At 63.4% G+C, this 15,409-nt stretch carries 13 protein-coding genes; 3 read left to right on the top strand and 10 right to left on the bottom strand.

What is annotated here, in order from left to right:
• Position 1: 1 nt before the first annotated feature.
• Both ACQZ5H_RS15085 and hydA read left to right on the top strand, forming a co-directional pair.
• Entirely contained in the window at positions 2-1,261 is a 1,260-nt protein-coding gene (locus ACQZ5H_RS15085; protein ID WP_449098201.1) for a cysteine desulfurase-like protein, read from the top strand.
• A complete protein-coding gene (gene hydA, locus ACQZ5H_RS15080) occupies positions 1,262-2,656 on the top strand; it encodes a dihydropyrimidinase (protein ID WP_449098200.1) in 1,395 nt (464 codons plus the stop codon).
• Positions 2,657-2,716: 60 nt separating this feature from the next.
• Here the strand turns inward: hydA and ACQZ5H_RS15075 are convergent, their stop codons facing one another.
• The 8 genes from ACQZ5H_RS15075 to ACQZ5H_RS15040 all read right to left on the bottom strand — a co-directional run bounded on the left by ACQZ5H_RS15075 (position 2,717) and on the right by ACQZ5H_RS15040 (position 11,783).
• Positions 2,717-3,955, bottom strand: coding sequence for an aminotransferase class III-fold pyridoxal phosphate-dependent enzyme (locus ACQZ5H_RS15075; RefSeq protein ID WP_449098199.1), 1,239 nt, complete (start codon positions 3,953-3,955; stop codon positions 2,717-2,719).
• Between the two features lie 93 nt (positions 3,956-4,048).
• Positions 4,049-4,705, bottom strand: a complete 657-nt coding sequence (locus tag ACQZ5H_RS15070) for a class II aldolase/adducin family protein (protein ID WP_449098198.1) — start codon at positions 4,703-4,705, stop codon at positions 4,049-4,051.
• A gap of 3 nt (positions 4,706-4,708) precedes the next feature.
• The gene (gene otnK / locus ACQZ5H_RS15065; RefSeq protein ID WP_449098197.1) at positions 4,709-6,043 is read right to left on the bottom strand and encodes a 3-oxo-tetronate kinase; all 1,335 of its coding nucleotides are present in this window, start codon (positions 6,041-6,043) and stop codon (positions 4,709-4,711) included.
• Positions 6,043-7,071, bottom strand: coding sequence for an ABC transporter ATP-binding protein (locus ACQZ5H_RS15060; protein WP_449098196.1), 1,029 nt, complete (start codon positions 7,069-7,071; stop codon positions 6,043-6,045). The genes otnK and ACQZ5H_RS15060 overlap by 1 nt, the downstream gene beginning before the upstream one ends.
• Positions 7,068-8,078 carry an ABC transporter ATP-binding protein gene (locus ACQZ5H_RS15055; protein WP_449098195.1) on the bottom strand — a complete coding sequence of 337 codons (1,011 nt, stop codon included), beginning with the start codon at positions 8,076-8,078 and terminating at the stop codon, positions 7,068-7,070. Before ACQZ5H_RS15055 ends, ACQZ5H_RS15060 begins: the two co-directional genes overlap by 4 nt.
• Positions 8,079-8,081: 3 nt before the next feature.
• On the bottom strand, positions 8,082-8,924 hold the full coding sequence (locus tag ACQZ5H_RS15050) for an ABC transporter permease (RefSeq protein WP_112711112.1): 843 nt from the start codon (positions 8,922-8,924) through the stop codon (positions 8,082-8,084).
• Positions 8,925-8,928: 4 nt separating this feature from the next.
• On the bottom strand, positions 8,929-9,942 hold the full coding sequence (locus ACQZ5H_RS15045) for an ABC transporter permease (protein WP_112711111.1): 1,014 nt from the start codon (positions 9,940-9,942) through the stop codon (positions 8,929-8,931).
• Positions 9,943-10,154: 212 nt separating this feature from the next.
• A complete protein-coding gene (locus ACQZ5H_RS15040) occupies positions 10,155-11,783 on the bottom strand; it encodes an ABC transporter substrate-binding protein (RefSeq protein WP_449098194.1) in 1,629 nt (542 codons plus the stop codon).
• A gap of 294 nt (positions 11,784-12,077) precedes the next feature.
• Here ACQZ5H_RS15040 and ACQZ5H_RS15035 point away from each other — a divergent pair, with 294 nt between their 5' ends.
• Positions 12,078-13,001: a GlxA family transcriptional regulator gene (locus ACQZ5H_RS15035; RefSeq protein WP_449098193.1), complete on the top strand. Its 924-nt coding sequence runs from the start codon at positions 12,078-12,080 to the stop codon at positions 12,999-13,001.
• Here the strand turns inward: ACQZ5H_RS15035 and ACQZ5H_RS15030 are convergent.
• Positions 12,995-14,155, bottom strand: coding sequence for a CaiB/BaiF CoA transferase family protein (locus ACQZ5H_RS15030; protein WP_449098192.1), 1,161 nt, complete (start codon positions 14,153-14,155; stop codon positions 12,995-12,997). The two genes, ACQZ5H_RS15035 and ACQZ5H_RS15030, sit on opposite strands and share 7 nt — an antisense overlap.
• Positions 14,156-14,166: 11 nt before the next feature.
• Positions 14,167-15,378: an acyl-CoA dehydrogenase gene (locus tag ACQZ5H_RS15025; RefSeq protein ID WP_449098191.1), complete on the bottom strand. Its 1,212-nt coding sequence runs from the start codon at positions 15,376-15,378 to the stop codon at positions 14,167-14,169.
• Positions 15,379-15,409 lie beyond the last annotated feature (31 nt).

The following is a 15,409-nucleotide window of genomic DNA, read 5'->3' as shown; positions in this document are numbered from 1 at the left end:
AATGGAAACGCAACCCCAACTCGACATCGATTTCGTCCGGAGCCAGTTTCCCGGCCTCGATCATGGCTGGGTGTTTTTCGACAATGCCGGCGGCTCGCAGATCCTCAAGCGTGCCGTCGAGCGGATCAACACGTTCCTCTACGACAAGAACGTCCAGATCGGCGGCAGCTACGATGTTTCGCAGCAGGCGGCCAAGGCGCTGATGGACAGCCGCATCGCGGCGACCCATCTGGTCAATGCCGCGCGGCCGGAAGAGATCGTCTTCGGCAGCTCGACGACCGTCCTTCTGCAGAATCTGGCGCGCTCGATGCGCAGCCAGCTTTCGGCAGGCGACGAGATCATCGTGACGATCTCCGATCACGAGTCGAATATCGGCCCCTGGGACGGGCTGCGCGACATGGGCGTCGTCATCAAGTTCTGGCCGCTCGATACCACGACCTACGAACTCGATATTGCCGAGCTCAAGCCGCTGCTGACCGAGAAGACCAAGCTCGTCTGCGTGACGCACGTCTCGAACATTCTGGGCGCGATCAACCCGATCGCCGAAATCGCCGAGGTCGTCCACGCCCATGGGGCGCGCATCTGCGTCGACGCGGTCGCCTATGCGCCGCATCGCGCCGTCGACGTGCAGGCCATGGATGTCGATTACTACGTCTTCAGCTTCTACAAGACCTATGGTCCGCATTACGCGATGATGTACGGAAAGTACGAGCATCTCTTGGAGCTCGATCCGCTTTACCACTTCTTCTATGGCCGCGACAAAGTGCCGGGCAAGCTGGAGCCGGGCAATCCGAACTATGAGCTTGCCTATGCGGTGACCGGCATTGTCGACTATCTCTGCGAACTCGGCACGAAAGCCGGTTCGAAGGGCTCGCCGCGCGAACAGATCCTGGCCGCCTTCGAAGCGATCACCGTGCAGGAAAACGCGCTGACCGAACGTCTGCTATCCTATCTGCGCAGCCGCAACGACTGCCGCATCATTGGCGAGACCGCCAACCGCAACGGCAGGCGCATTCCGACGATCAGCTTCGTTTTCGAAGGCCGGAATTCGGAAGATATCTGCAAGGCGATGGACGCCTACAAGATCGCCATCCGCTTTGGCGATTTTCATGCGCGCCGCCTCGGCGATCATGTCGGCCTGCCGCAATATAACGGCGCCGTGCGCGTTTCCATGGTTCACTACAACACCATCGGTGAGGTCGACCGGCTGATTGCCGCGCTCGACGAGATCCTCGCCGATCAGAAGAGGGGCGCTGCCTGAATGCATTTCGACACGATCATCAAGAACGGCACCGTCGTTACTGCCAGCGATACGTTTCAAAGCGATGTCGGCATTCGCGACGGGAAAGTCGCGGTACTTGCGGCCTCTCTTGATGGCGCGGACGAAATCATCGATGCCTCAGGCCTCTATGTGATGCCGGGCGGGATCGACAGCCATGTCCATCTCGCCCAGCCATCCGGCGACGGCATCGTCATGGCCGACGACTTCGCGAGCGGAACGCTCTCGGCAGCTTTCGGCGGCAACACCACGGTTCTGACCTTCTGCATGCAGGAGAAGGGCACGACGCTGCGTGAATCGCTGAAGGCCTATCATGCGAAGGCCGAGGGCGAGTGCTATATCGACGTGTCGTTTCATCTCGTCGTGACCGACCCGACATCCTACGTGCTCGGCCAGGAGCTGCCGGCGCTCGTCGAGGATGGCTATACCTCGCTCAAGGTTTTCATGACCTATGAGAACCTCCGCCTGCGGGACGACCAGATCCTCGATACGCTGGATAGCGCCAGGCAATCCGGCGCGCTGGTCATGGTTCACTGCGAGAATGAGGATGCGATCCGCTATCTCATCGGAAAACACGAGCAGAACGGCGAGCTCGCGCCGAAATTCCACGCACTGAGCAGGCCGGCCGCGGCCGAGCGCGAGGCGACGCATCGCGCCCTGTCGCTCGCCGAAATCGTCGGAACGCCGATCGTTATCGTCCATGTCTCGAACCGGCAGGCGATGGAGGAGATCGAGCGTGCCCGCAAGCGGGGCAGCAAGGTGGCGGGCGAGACCTGCCCGCAATATCTGCTTCTGACTGCCGATGATCTCGATGCCGCCGAACTTGAAGGCGCGAAATTCGTCTGCTCGCCGCCGCCGCGCGACAAGGAAAGCCAGGAGGCCTGCTGGGAAGGGCTGCAGAGCGGCACGTTCGAGCTCTTTTCCTCCGACCACTGCCCGTTCCGCTATGACGATGAGAGCGGCAAGCTGAACGAGAAAGGCAAACGCCATTTCCGCTGGATCCCGAACGGTATCCCAGGCGTCGAAACGCGGCTCCCCATCCTGTTTTCCGAAGGTGTCAGCAAGGGCCGCATCGACATCAACCGCTTCGTCGCTCTGTCATCGACCAACCATGCGAAGCAATATGGCCTCTATCCGCAGAAGGGCACGATCGCGATCGGCTCCGACGCCGATATCGCGCTATGGGATCCGCAGAAGCAGGTGACGATAACCAACGATATCCTGCACCATGGGGCGGACTATACGCCCTATGATGGTCTCTATGTCCGCGGCTGGCCGGTCCGGGTGCTCCTGCGCGGCAAGACGATCGTCGACGGCCCATCCTCGACCGGCACGCGGGGGCAGGGCGCCTATCTCAAGCGCAAGCGGTCTAGCTAAACGCTGCCTATTTCAGCGGAGTTTGCGGCGCCAATCGCCGCAAGCTCCGTTTCGATTCCGTCATGCCCCGCGCAGGTGGGCAATATCCTTCATCGCCTTGTCCGCGGCTTCGAGCGCCTGGTCGATATCATCGGCCTGGTGGGCGCTGCAAAGGAACATGTTGTGCTTCGGATGCAGGTAGATGCCATAGCGGAGCGCGGCGGCGCAGAAGGCGTTGGCGATCCGCAGGTCCGGGTCGTCCTGGAAGCGCAGCATCGGCATCTGGACGGGTCCCGTCTGGTGCAGAACGAAGCCGTGTCCCTTGGCGATCGAGGCAAACCCGTCGCGGAAGCGGGCGCCCATGGCTTCGATATGAGCAAGCGCATCGGTTTCCTTCAGGATGCCGATGGTCTTGATGCTGGCCGCCATCGAGGCGGAGCCATACCAGAAGGAGCCCGTCGTGAAGATCTTCGAGGCGCCGTCCAGCATCCGGCGGCTTCCAGCGACGGCGGCGAGCGGCCAGCCGTTGGCGATCGCCTTCGAATAGGCGCCGAGATCCGGCTTGACGCGGTGCTTGGCCCAGCTGCCCCTGACATCGAGGCGGAAGCCGGCGCGGACGTCGTCGAGGATCAGGGCAGCACCCGTCTTGTCGCAGATGCTGCGCGCATGCCTGAGGAAGGCCGGATCAGGCATTTCCTGATCGCGGTTCAGGTCGTGGCGGAAGGCGGTGAGCAGGATGGCGGCGAGATCGTCTCCGGCTGCAGCGACCGCTTCGTCCAGGCTCGTGGCATCATTGTAATCGAAGAGAATGACATGGGCGCGGTCTTCGGTGGTGACGCCGACGACCGAAGGCGAGCACCACGGCACCGCTCCGTGATAGGAGCCGCGTGCGACCAGGATCTTGCGCTTGCCGGTCGTGGCACGGGCGATCGTGACGCAGGTGGTCGTGGCGTCGGTGCCGTTCTTCTGGAAGAGCGCCCAGTCGGCATAATCGATCGTATCGACGAAGAGCTCGGCGAGCTCGACCATCTTTTCCGTCGGCCCGTTATTGATGTCGCCATTGGCGATTTCGGCGAGCGCGGCCGCATCGACTTCGGCGTTCTTGTAGCCGAGGAGGTTCGGACCCCAGGCGCACATGAAGTCGATATATTCATTGCCTTCCGCGTCCCAGACGCGGCAGCCGTCGGATTTCGAGAAGAACTGCGGATAGCCGGGGCCGATCGCGCGGGTTGCCATATGGCCCCACATGCCGTTCGGGACGACCTTGCTTGCGCGCGCAAGCAGCTCGCTGTCGCGGCTGTTGTTCAAGCTATGCTCCATTTCATTCTCCCTGCATTGTCATGGCGCCGGGGGCGCGGATCGCTTTGATGACGTGATTGAGTTCTGGCGGGCGGGTGTTGGTGAAGAGGCTGGTCACGAGGCGCGCACGGGTTGGCGGCCGTAAGTCTTGTAGCGCTCCTTGACCTCCACGAGATCGTCCGGCGTCAGCACCACCGGCTGCGAGAAGGAGCGGCAGAGGATGTACTGGCGCGCCAGCGTCTCCAGCTTCACCGTGCGCCCGAAGGCTTCCGCAACCGTTGCGCCGACCGCGACCATGCCGTGGTTGGCAAGCAGGCAGGCCGTCCGTCCCTCGATCGCCTCCACCGTGACGCCGGCGAGCTCCGGCGAGCCGAAGGCCGCATATTTCGAGCAGCGGATATCGTCGCCGCCGAAGCCGGCGATCATGTAGTGAAACGCCGGAAGCGGCTCGCGGGCGCAGGAAAGCGCGACGCAATTATCCGGATGCGCATGGACGATCGCCTGCACTTCCGGGCGGGCCTTGTAGACCGCGGCATGCAACGCCCATTCGCTCGAGGGCGTCATTTCGCCGGACCAGGCGCCGTCGAGATCCATCTCGACGATCATCTCGGTGCGTAGCGACTTCGAGGGAACGCCGGTCGGCGTGATCAGCATGCCCTTATCCGTCCTGACGCTTATATTGCCGGAGGTGCCTGCATTCAGGCGAAGCGCTTCTGCTTCTCTCGATGCGTCGACGAGCGACTGGCGAAGGTGTTCGGACGTTTCAGTCATGGGTCAGCCTTTCGGGGGCCAGCGGGTTAGAATGGGTTCCTCGACGATTGGGCGGCGCATATCGTCCAGCGCCGAAGCGAAGAGGTCGAGGCTGCCGAGCTTGCCGGACTTCAGCATCAGCGCGATCGGGAAGGGCTGGGTGGCGACGGCGCGGGAGAACCCGGGCTCGCGATAGGGGCCGGGCTGCACGTCGCTGATCCCGAGCGCCCTGACGATGGCGCCCGATGTCTCGCCGCCGGCGACGACAAGACGGCGCACGCCGAGGTCCAGAACAATCGCCTTGGCGATCTCCGAGAGGATTTCCTCGGCGCGGGCGGCGATTTCAAGGCGGCCGTGCTCCGCCTGCAGAGCGTCGATGCGTTCCTGCGGCAGCGCGGTACTGATCGCGAAGCTGCGTCCATCGGCGATCGCAGCGGCTGCGAACTGGCGGGCCTCTGCGATGAGGTCATGGCCCGTATAGGCGCGGGCGATATCGAGTGTGCAGGCCGGATTGCTGCGCGCGAACTCCGTCAGCTGGGCAGCGCTTTGCGGCGCGACACTGCCGACGAGCACTGCGCCCGGCCCATCGACACCAGCGAGCCGGATCGTCGAGGGCTCGCTCGCCAATCCCTGTTCCAACCAGACCGGAGGCAGATGCGCAGCGACCGAGGAATTGCCGGTCAGCAGGCGCATGTCGGCGGCGGCACGGGCGAGTGCGGCCAGATGATGCTCGTAGAGCGTATCGGCGATGAACAGCGATTTCCCAGACCGTTCCGCCTGGTCATGGATACTGGCGCGGATCGCTTCCGGCCCCTTGTCGACCACCGTGTAATCGACAAGCCCGACGGAGCGGCGGCTCTGCGTCTGCAGGACGCGGGCAAGGTTCGAATCCGTCATCGGCGTCAGCGGATCGAAACGCTTGGGGGATTCTCCGAGAAGCTCGGCGCCGCCGAACATGTGACCCTGGAAGACGGTTCTGCGCGTCTCGCAAAGGGCGGGAACAAAGAGCGCCTTGTCGATCCCGAGCCGCTCCATGATCGCCTCGGCGCAGGGGCCGATATTGCCTGCCGGCGTGGAGTCGAAGGTGGCGCAATATTTGAAGAATATCTGCCGGGCACCGTGATCGAGAAGGATATCCAGGGCGCTCATGGCCGACTGGACGGCCTGATCGGCCGGAATGACCCGCGACTTGAGCGCGATGATATGCGCCATCTCCACCTTCGCCGGCCGGCCGGTGCCGACGGAGAGCGACGTGGGGATGCCGCGTGCGACCAGCATGGAGGCAAGTTCCAGGCCGCCGGTCAGATCGTCGGCGATGACGCCGAGGAGCAGCGGGTGCGTATTTTCTCCTGCAGCCATCACGCCACCGCCTTGTCTGCTTCGATATCGGGGAAGTGGCACGCGACCTGATGGCCCTGCTCGATGTCGGCGAGCTCGGGAACGGCGGTCGCACAGACGTCCTGCGCCTTCCAGCACCGCGTCCTGAACGGGCAGCCCGAGGGAACATTCAGCGGGCTCGGCACATCGCCCTTCAGGGTGATCCGCTGGCGTTCGCGCTCGACATCGGGATCGGGCAGCGGCACGGCTGACAGCAGCGCCTTGGAATAGGGGTGAGCCGGCCGCTCGTAAATATTCGCGGCCTCGCCGATCTCGACGACCCGGCCGAGATACATGACGGCGACGCGGTCCGAGACGTGGCGAACGACCGCGAGATCGTGGGCGATGAACACGTAGGAAATGCCGAGCTTCTGCTGCAATTCGTCGAGCAGGTTGAGAACGCCTGCCTGAACCGAAACGTCGAGCGCCGAGACCGGTTCGTCGAGCACCAGGATTTCCGGGTTGAGGGCGAGCGCACGGGCGATCCCGACGCGCTGTCGCTGGCCGCCCGAAAGCTCATGCGGGAAACGGTCGCCGTGCTCCGGCGCCAGGCGCACAAGGTCCAGCAACTCGGCAGCCCGCTCCAGTGCCGGCTTGCCGGTCATGCCGATTAGGCGCAGCGGCTCGGCGATGATGTCACGGATGCGCATACGGGGATGAAGCGAGGCGAGCGGGTCCTGGAAGACGATCTGCAGGTGGCGGCGGAACTGCCGCATCTCGTCGGCCGAGAGCGTCGAGAGGTCGGTGCCCTTGAAGCGGACTTCGCCCGAAGTGGGCTCGACAAGCCTCAGCAGGCAACGGCCGAGCGTCGATTTCCCGCAGCCGGATTCGCCGACGAGCCCGAGCGTTTCGCCCTTCAGGAGATCGAAGGAGACGCCGCCGACGGCCTTGACTTCGCGAACGGACTGCCAGCCGAAGAGGCCGCCCTTGACCGGGAAGTTCTTGGTGACGGCGCGAACGGTCAGGACCGTTTCGGGCGCGCCGGATTCTGGTTTGCTGGCGGGCTTCATGAGTGCCTCACGCTTGGGATCGGTTGCTCGGGGGCGATGGTCTGAAGCTCGGCGGCGAAATGGCAGGCGCTCATGACGCCATCGGCTTGCCGGAGCGCCGGCTCCTGCGACCGGCAGATGTCCTTTGCCATCGAACAGCGCGGATGGAACGGACAGCCCTGCGGACGGGTGCTGAGCAGCGGCGGGCTGCCTGGGATCGGCTGGAGCGCGCCTTCCTTGCCGCTGATGGTCGGCAGACAGGAGAGAAGCCCGCGCGTATAGGGATGGCGCGAGTTGTAGAAAATCTCGCGAACCGGTCCCTTCTCCATCACCTTGCCGGCATACATGACGATGACGGTATCCGCCGCCCCGGCAACGACGCCGAGATCGTGGGTGATCAGCACCAGCCCCATCGAGAATTGCTTCTGCAGGTCCTTGAGGACTTCGAGGATCTGCGCCTGCACGGTGACGTCGAGCGCCGTCGTCGGTTCGTCGGCGATCAGCACTTCGGGATTGTTGGCGACCGCCATGGCGATCATCACGCGCTGGCGCATGCCACCCGAAAACTCGTGAACATACTGGTTGGCGCGCACCTCCGGCTGCGGGACGGAGACGAGCGTCAGGAGCTCGATCGCCTTCTGCCTGGCGGCCGACGCCGACATGCCGGGATTGTGGAGGCGCACCGCCTCGGCGATCAGCTTGCCAACGGTGATGACGGGGTTCAGCGCCGTCATGGGATCCTGGAAGACGAGGCCGATCTTGCTGCCGCGCAGCCGCTGCATGCGGCGCTCGGGAGCGCCGATGAGTTCCTCGCCGCGCAGCTTGATCGAGCCCGAGACCTTCGACTGCGCCGGGGCGAGGCCCATGACGGCGCGCATGGTGATCGACTTGCCGGAGCCGGACTCGCCGACGATGCCGACGACCTTGCCGGCTTCGGCGACGAAATCGACACCGCGGACGATCTCGACGCCGTTGCGCAGCGTTACCTTGAGATCGTTGACTTCAAGCAATGGTTCGGTGTTGGCCATCGATCAGTGCTCCCTGGGATCGAGGATGTCGCGCAGGGCGTCACCGATGAAATTGAAACCGAGGCCGAGCGACAGGATCGCGATGCCTGGACCGAAGGCGACCCACCAGGAATAGAAATGCGCCGCGCCATCGGAGATCATCGCCCCCCATTCGGGGCTCGGCGGTTGGGCGCCGAGGCCGATGAAGCTCAGCGATGCCGCGAGCAGCACGACTTGGCCAAAATCCATCGTGGCGCTGATGATCGTCGGCGTCCAGGAGAGCGGCAGGATGTGCTTGGTGAGCAGCCGGAAGGATGTGGCGCCGCCGGCGCGTGCCGCCTCGATATGGTCGCGCGAGATGACATCGAGCACCTGTCCGCGCATCAGCCGGGCATAGACCGGCCACCACACGGCGATCACCGCGATCGCGGCATTCTGCAGCCCGGGGCCAAGCGAGGCTGCGACGGCCATGGCGAGCAGAACCGGCGGGAAGGCGAGCGTCACGTCGACAAGACGCATGATCAACCCGTCGACCCAGCCGCCGAAGAAGCCGGCGATGGCGCCGAGTACCGAGCCGATGGCCACGGAACAGACCACGACGACGACAGAGATGGCGATCGAATAGCGCGCACCGTAGAGCGTGCGCGTCAGCACGTCGCGGCCGAGCGCGTCGGTGCCCAGCCAATGCTGCAGAGACGGTTCCAGAAGCTTGCGGCCGACGATCTTCAGCGGATCGTAGACGCTCCAGATATCGATCGTCAGCGCGACGAAGACCCAGAAGAAGACGATGGCGAGGCCGATCGTCAGGACCGGGCGTGTCGTGATGACCGAGAACCGCTGTGTTGAGGTGCTTATCGACAGAGACATCGGATCATCCCAACTTCAGGCGAGGATTAGCGAAGGCATAGGCCACGTCGGTGACCAGGTTCGTCAGCAGGAAGGCGGATGCGCCGATGAGGGAGACGCCGATGATCGCCGGGTAATCGAGCGTCCGGGCGGAATCGACGGCATAGGAGCCGATGCCCGGCCAGGCGAAGACCGCTTCGGTGAGCACCGCACCGGTGATCAGGTAGGCGAAGGAATAACCGATGATCGTCAGCGTCGGGATCATCGCGTTGGGAAGCGCGTGGCGCAGCAGCGTGCGCGCTTCGCCAGCGCCCTTGGCCCGGGCGGCGAGAATGTAGTCCTGCCCGAGCGCATCGAGCATGCTGGCGCGCACCAGGCGGGAGATGATGCCGGTGACCGACCAGCCGAGCACGAAGGCGGGCAGGACGAGATGTTCCAGCGCATTGAAGAAGGTGGCGAACTGGCCGGCGATCAGCGCGTCGATCGTGTACATGCCGGTGACGAATTCCGGTGCGACGGCGCGGGCATCGAGGCGTCCCGGTCCTGGAATGACGCCGAACTTGACGGTGAAAAGATAGAGGAAGAGCAGTCCGGACCAGAACACCGGGACCGTCGAGCCGAACAGCGCGAAAAAGCGCGCCAGATAATCCGCTGGCCGGTCGCGGAACCGGGAGGCGACGACGCCGAGCGCGATACCGCTGAGGGTGCCGAACAGCATGGCGAAGATGACGAGCTCGAGCGTTGCGGGCAGGCGCTCGGCGATATCGGTCAGAACCGGGCGGCGCGTGCGGAACGAGATGCCGAGATCACCGGAAACGAGGTTCTTGATATAGACGGCATATTGCTCGGGCACGCTCCGGTCGAGGCCCCATCGCTGCTTGGCGGCGGCGACGACTTCAGGATTGTTCATCTGCCGCTCGCTGACGAGAGCCGAGAGCGGGTCTGCCTGGGTGAAGTGCGACAGCAGGAAGGCGACCGTTGCCACGCCGAGCAGCAAGAGGGGAATGGAGATCAGCCTTCGAAGAACATACCGGGTCATCTGACGGAAACTTTCCTGTTACTATCCGCCGCGGGTTGGGCCTGCGGCGGCCGTACCGTTTCTCTGCAAGCGGCATTCTACTGCTACAGCCGCGCCTGCCCAATCGGCTGCGCAAGATGCGCTTCCGCGAAGGGTTCGATCCGGGCCAGACGGCTCTGGTTGCCGGAGGCTGATGGCCTCCGGCAAAGCGGCAGCAGATGGCCAGCCGTTGCTTATTCGGCCTTGATGTCCGAGAGGACGATGTTGCAGCAGGCCGAGAAGCGCAGGCCGGAGACGCCCTTGCGGGAAACCAGCACCGCATCGGGAGCGACGATCGGCACGATCACATGGTCGTTGGCCATGGTCTCGCCGAGCTTGCCGAACAGTTCGGCGCTCTTGTCGCCACCGGCAGATAGGGCTTCCGCCAGGATCTTCGGTGTTTCCGGGTTGGCAAGTGCCGGGTCGGCCTTGCCGCCGGCGCGCTTGTACCAGACGGTGCCGTCCATCATCGCGAAATACTGGGCGTATTGCGAAGAGCCGTAATAGTCAGGGGCGAAGAAAACGGCGGTCAGCGGAATGCCGTCGCTGTTGATCTTCTCGCGCCAGACCGAGAATTCGACCGGTTTCAGCTCGAGCTTGATATTGATCTCGGCCAGATCCTGCTGGATCTTCTGCATCATCAGCGAGTAGTCGACGCCGTACTGATTGACGTTCGGGTAGGTCGCGTCGAGCGTGAAGCCGTCGGTCACGCCTTCTTCGGCCATCAGCTTCTTGGCCTTCTCGACGTCATATTTCGGCGCCTCGCCAGTGCCGCTGCCGGGGAAGCCGGTCGGGATCGGTGAGCTCAGGCGCTTGCCCTTGCCGTCGACGGTCAGGTCGATGATGCCGTCATAGTCGATGGCGCTGGCAATCGCTTCGCGGATTTTGGCATTCAGCGGGTGCGGCAGGTTCTTGGCACCGGGGCTGATGGCAATATAGACCATGTTGAAGGACGGCTTGGTATCGACGACGATATCAGGATTGGTGATGTTCTTCGCCGTGGTCGGGTCGACCTGCGTGGCGATATCGGCACTGCCGCTTTCGAGGAGCTGCGTCTGGCTGACGGCATCCTTGGTCTGCAGGAAGACGAATTCGCCGACGGCAGGCTTCTTGGCCCAGTAGTTTTCGTTGCGCTTCAGGCGCAGTTCGTGGTCTGGGCTGTAGTTCGACAGAACGTAGGGGCCGGCGCCTGCCGAATTGGCGAGCAGCCACTGTTCGGCGGTGTCCTTGGCGCTCGCATCGGCTCCAGCATCGCCGCCATGCTGCATGACGAGATCGGAATTGATGATGCCGGCATAGGGGGCCGTCAGCGATCCCACGAATTCGGAGTTTGCCGCCGAGAGCGTCACGACGACGGTTGCGGCGTCCGGGGCTTCGATCGAGGTGACGTTGTCGAGAAGGTAGGCCATGCCGCCCTTCATGTTCTTCAGGCGCTCGAGCGTCCACTTGACGTCCTTGGCCTCGACGGCGGAACCGTCGGAAAATTTCGCGGCCGGATCGAGCTTGAAGGTGATGACCTTCTGGTCGGCGCTCGTGCTCCACTCCTTGGCGAGCGACGGCACGAGCTTGTTGTCGGGCGAGAGATCGACGAGGCGGTCATAGACCGAGCTCAGGTAGATCTGACAGGTGTCGCAGAAGGCCCTGGAGGGGTCGAGCGAGTTGAGGTCCATGTCGCGGGCAATCACGACGGGCTTGCCTGCATCCTGCGCAAGACCTGCGGCGGGGGCGGCGAGAACCGACGCAAAAAGCGCGGCCGCAATCGCCGTCGCGCCCGCATATCGGCGCTTGTTGGTAAAATGAAATTCCGGCATTTTGAGTAACATTGAATATACTCCCGTTCCACCACTGAGGCCTTGTGCGCGCCGATCTTTGTTGCGTTTTGTGGTCTGCGCAGGTGGATAATGGCACCGATCTTTTCGGACCAAATTGACAATCGCGAACCATATCGTGCAATAAACGAATACAAATGTCGCTTTATTCATCATGTTTCTGTGATGCCTGCGGTTGGGAAAATGGACGCTACCAGCAGCCTTGTGAGCACGCTTCCGGATGGTGCCGAACGCCGGAGATCGATTGCCGTAATCGTGGGTAGAGAGCCTTCGCTCCATAGTATTCTTGTGGCTGTCGAGCCGTTCCGCGCTGCCAACCGGGTGGGCAAGGCGCAGCTCTTCAGCATCGATTTCATGCCCGGCGATCCGCGCGATACGCCGAGCAGCATGGACATCGCCGTGCCGCGAACGGCGACCTTCGACGATCCCAAGAAATACGATCTGATCCTGCTGATGTTCACCTATACGGTGGCAGATGAGGCCAAGGGAAAACTGTTTCGCTGGCTGCGGCGGCAGGCGGCGGGCGGCGCGCATCTCTGCGGCATGGATACCGGGCCGCTGGTGCTTGCCGAGGCCGGATTGCTGAACGGCTACACCGCTACGGGACACTGGACCGGCATGGCGTCGCTGAAGGAGCTGGCGCCCGGCGGCACCATCGTCGAGCAGCTCTATGTCATAGACCGCAACCGCTCGACCTGTGCCGGACAGGCATCGAGCCTCGATTGCTCGATGGCGCTGCTCCGGCGAATGTGCGGCGACACGCTCTATCATCTCGTCTGCAACGAGCTCGTTTATACCGCGCCGCGCGCTGCCGAGACGCGCCAGCGCGAGATCGTCAACGGCCAGTCCTGGCTTGCCAATCCGATCCTGCTGAAGGCACAGCGCATTATGCAGGAAACGGTCGAGGATCCGCTCGATATGGATGGTGTGGCAGAGCGCTGCGGGGTTTCGGCGCGGGAACTTCAATATCTCTTCAAGCGCTATCTCAATACCAACCCGAAGAAGATGTATATGGCCTTCCGTCTGCAGCACGCGAAGGAGCTGTTGCTCTATAGCTCGATGAGCATCCGCGAGACCGGGCTCGCCAGCGGCTTTGCGACGCCGTCAGCCTATTACCGTGCCTTCCACGCCGTTTATCAGAAGAGCCCGCAGGAATATCGCGGCGATTTCGCCAAGAACCGCTCGGCAATGTACGGCCGCAATCTCTACTGACGCTCTTCGCTCTCCAGCATCTCCCAGCCGCCGGACAGAAGGTCGCTATGTTCGCCAAGACCCGGGGAGCGGCGTGATGTGTCGAGCGAGGCGTCCGAGAAGACGATCGGCGTGCGGATGCCGGGCGCGCCGTCGTTTTCGACCACCATGCCGCGATGTAGGATCTGGGGATCGGTGAAGACATCGGTGAGGTCGTTGATCGGACCGGCGGGTACGCCTGCGCGTTCCAGACCGGAAAGCAACTGATCGCGGGTGATGCGCTTCGTCTGCAGCTCCAGAATCTCGGTCAGGGCGGCGCGGTTGTGAACGCGGCTCGGATTGGATGTGAAGCGCGGATCGGCGGCGAGCTCGGGAACGCCCAGGATCGCTGCGAGCTTGGCAAACTGGCTGTCGTTCCCGCAGGCGATGATGACGTCGCCATCGGCAACCGGAAAGACCTGGTAGGGGGCGATATTCGGATGGGCATTGCCGAGACGCTTCGGCGAGATGCCGGAGGCAAGATAGTTCATGCCCTGGTTGGCGAGCACCCCGACCGTGCTGTCGAACAGCGCCATGTCGATATGCTGCCCCACACCGGTCTTCTCACGCAGCGCAAGCGCCGCCTGGATGGCGATGACGGAATAGAGGCCGGTAAAGATATCGGCAAAGGCGACGCCGATCTTCTGCGGCTGCCCCTCCGGCTCGCCGGTCAGATGCATGATCCCGGCCATGCCCTGGACGATGAAATCGTAGCCGGCGCGCGAGGCATAGGGGCCGGACTGGCCGAAGCCGGTGATCGAGCAGTAGATCAGCCGCGGATTGATCTCCTTCAACGCCGCATAATCCAGCCCGAACCTGGCAAGGCCGCCGACCTTGAAGTTCTCGATCAGCACATCGGCGCCGCGGATCAGCTCTTTGATATGTTCGAGATCGCCGGGTGCATTGAAATCGGCGGTGACGCTGAGCTTGCCGCGATTGCAGGCGTGGAAGTAGGCGGCCGTCGTTTCCTGGCCGGCTTCGACGAAGGGGGGCCCCCAGCGTCTGGTGTCGTCGCCCTCGGGGGATTCGATCTTGATGACGCTGGCGCCGAGATCGGCAAGCGTCTGTCCGGCCCAGGGGCCGGCCAGAATGCGCGCGAGTTCGACCACTCGTATTCCGCTGAGGGGCGTTGCCATGTCGATGCGGCTCAGAAGAAGGCCTGGATGTCCGTCTGGGCGCGGCCGAGGATCAGCGCATGGACGTCATGCGTGCCCTCGTAGGTGTTGACCGTCTCCAGGTTCTGCGAATGGCGCATGACGTGGAATTCGATCTGGATGCCGTTGCCGCCGTGCATGTCGCGGGCCTGGCGGGCGATGTCGAGCGCCTTGCCGCAATTGTTGCGCTTGACGATGGAGATCATTTCCGGCGCCATCTTGTGTTGGTCCATCAGCTGGCCGACGCGGAGCGACCCCTGCAGGCCGAGCGCGATTTCCGTCTGCATGTCGGCGAGCTTCTTCTGGTAAAGCTGCATGCCGGCGAGCGGCTTGCCGAACTGCTTGCGGTCGAGGCCATACTGGCGGGCGCGGAACCAGCAATCTTCGGCCGCGCCCATGACGCCCCAGGAAATGCCATAGCGGGCGCGGTTGAGGCAGCCGAACGGGCCCTTGAGACCGGAAACGTTCGGCAGGAGTGCATCTTCGCCGACCTCGACGCCGTCGAGCACGATTTCACCGGTGATCGAGGCGCGCAGCGACAGCTTGCCGCCGATCTTCGGAGCCGAAAGACCCTTCATGCCCTTTTCGAGCACGAAACCGCGGATCTCGTTGTTATGGGCTTCCGACTTTGCCCAGACGACGAAGACGTCGGCGATCGGCGCATTTGAAATCCACATCTTGGAACCGCGCAGGCGATAGCCGCCCTCGATCTTTTCGGCGCGGGTCTTCATGCCGCCCGGATCGGAGCCGGCATCCGGCTCGGTCAGGCCGAAGCAGCCGATCAGATCGCCCGAGACGAGGCCCGGCAGATACTTCTTCTTCTGTTCGTCGGAGCCATAGGCATAGATCGGGTAGATGACCAGCGAGGACTGGACGCTCATCATCGAACGATACCCGCTATCGATGCGCTCGATCTCGCGAGCGACGAGGCCGTAGGCGACGTAGGAGGCGTTGGCCGCACCGTATTCCTCCGGCAGCGTGACGCCGAGCAGGCCGGTCTGGCCCATCAGCTTGAAGAGGTCGGCATCGGTCTGTTCGTCGAGATAGGCTTCCTGGACGCGCGGCAGCAGCTCGGCCTTGGCGAAGGCGGCCGCCGAGTCGCGGATCATCCGCTCATCTTCGGAGAGCTGTTCGTCGAGCAGGAAGGGATCGCTCCAGACGAAAGCGCTGGAGGACTTGCGGGCGGTATTGGGAGAACTGGACAAAAGCGATCCTCGCGGCAAACGACGTGATACC

It is taken from the genome of Rhizobium sp. 21-4511-3d (assembly GCF_053522545.1).
The sequence above is the reverse complement of the archived record's forward strand: the minus strand, read 5'-3'. Positions and strand labels throughout refer to the sequence as shown.

Coding starts and splice junctions, on each gene's coding strand:
- ACQZ5H_RS15030 (WP_449098192.1), bottom strand. CDS start 14,155: ATGGCAACGCCCCTCAGCGGAATACGAGTGGTCGAACTCGCGCGCATT.
- ACQZ5H_RS15060 (WP_449098196.1), bottom strand. CDS start 7,071: ATGAAGCCCGCCAGCAAACCAGAATCCGGCGCGCCCGAAACGGTCCTG.
- ACQZ5H_RS15075 (WP_449098199.1), bottom strand. CDS start 3,955: ATGGAGCATAGCTTGAACAACAGCCGCGACAGCGAGCTGCTTGCGCGC.
- ACQZ5H_RS15040 (WP_449098194.1), bottom strand. CDS start 11,783: ATGTTACTCAAAATGCCGGAATTTCATTTTACCAACAAGCGCCGATAT.
- ACQZ5H_RS15045 (WP_112711111.1), bottom strand. CDS start 9,942: ATGACCCGGTATGTTCTTCGAAGGCTGATCTCCATTCCCCTCTTGCTG.
- otnK (WP_449098197.1), bottom strand. CDS start 6,043: ATGGCTGCAGGAGAAAATACGCACCCGCTGCTCCTCGGCGTCATCGCC.
- ACQZ5H_RS15085 (WP_449098201.1), top strand. CDS start 2: ATGGAAACGCAACCCCAACTCGACATCGATTTCGTCCGGAGCCAGTTT.
- hydA (WP_449098200.1), top strand. CDS start 1,262: ATGCATTTCGACACGATCATCAAGAACGGCACCGTCGTTACTGCCAGC.
- ACQZ5H_RS15055 (WP_449098195.1), bottom strand. CDS start 8,078: ATGGCCAACACCGAACCATTGCTTGAAGTCAACGATCTCAAGGTAACG.
- ACQZ5H_RS15050 (WP_112711112.1), bottom strand. CDS start 8,924: ATGTCTCTGTCGATAAGCACCTCAACACAGCGGTTCTCGGTCATCACG.
- ACQZ5H_RS15070 (WP_449098198.1), bottom strand. CDS start 4,705: ATGACTGAAACGTCCGAACACCTTCGCCAGTCGCTCGTCGACGCATCG.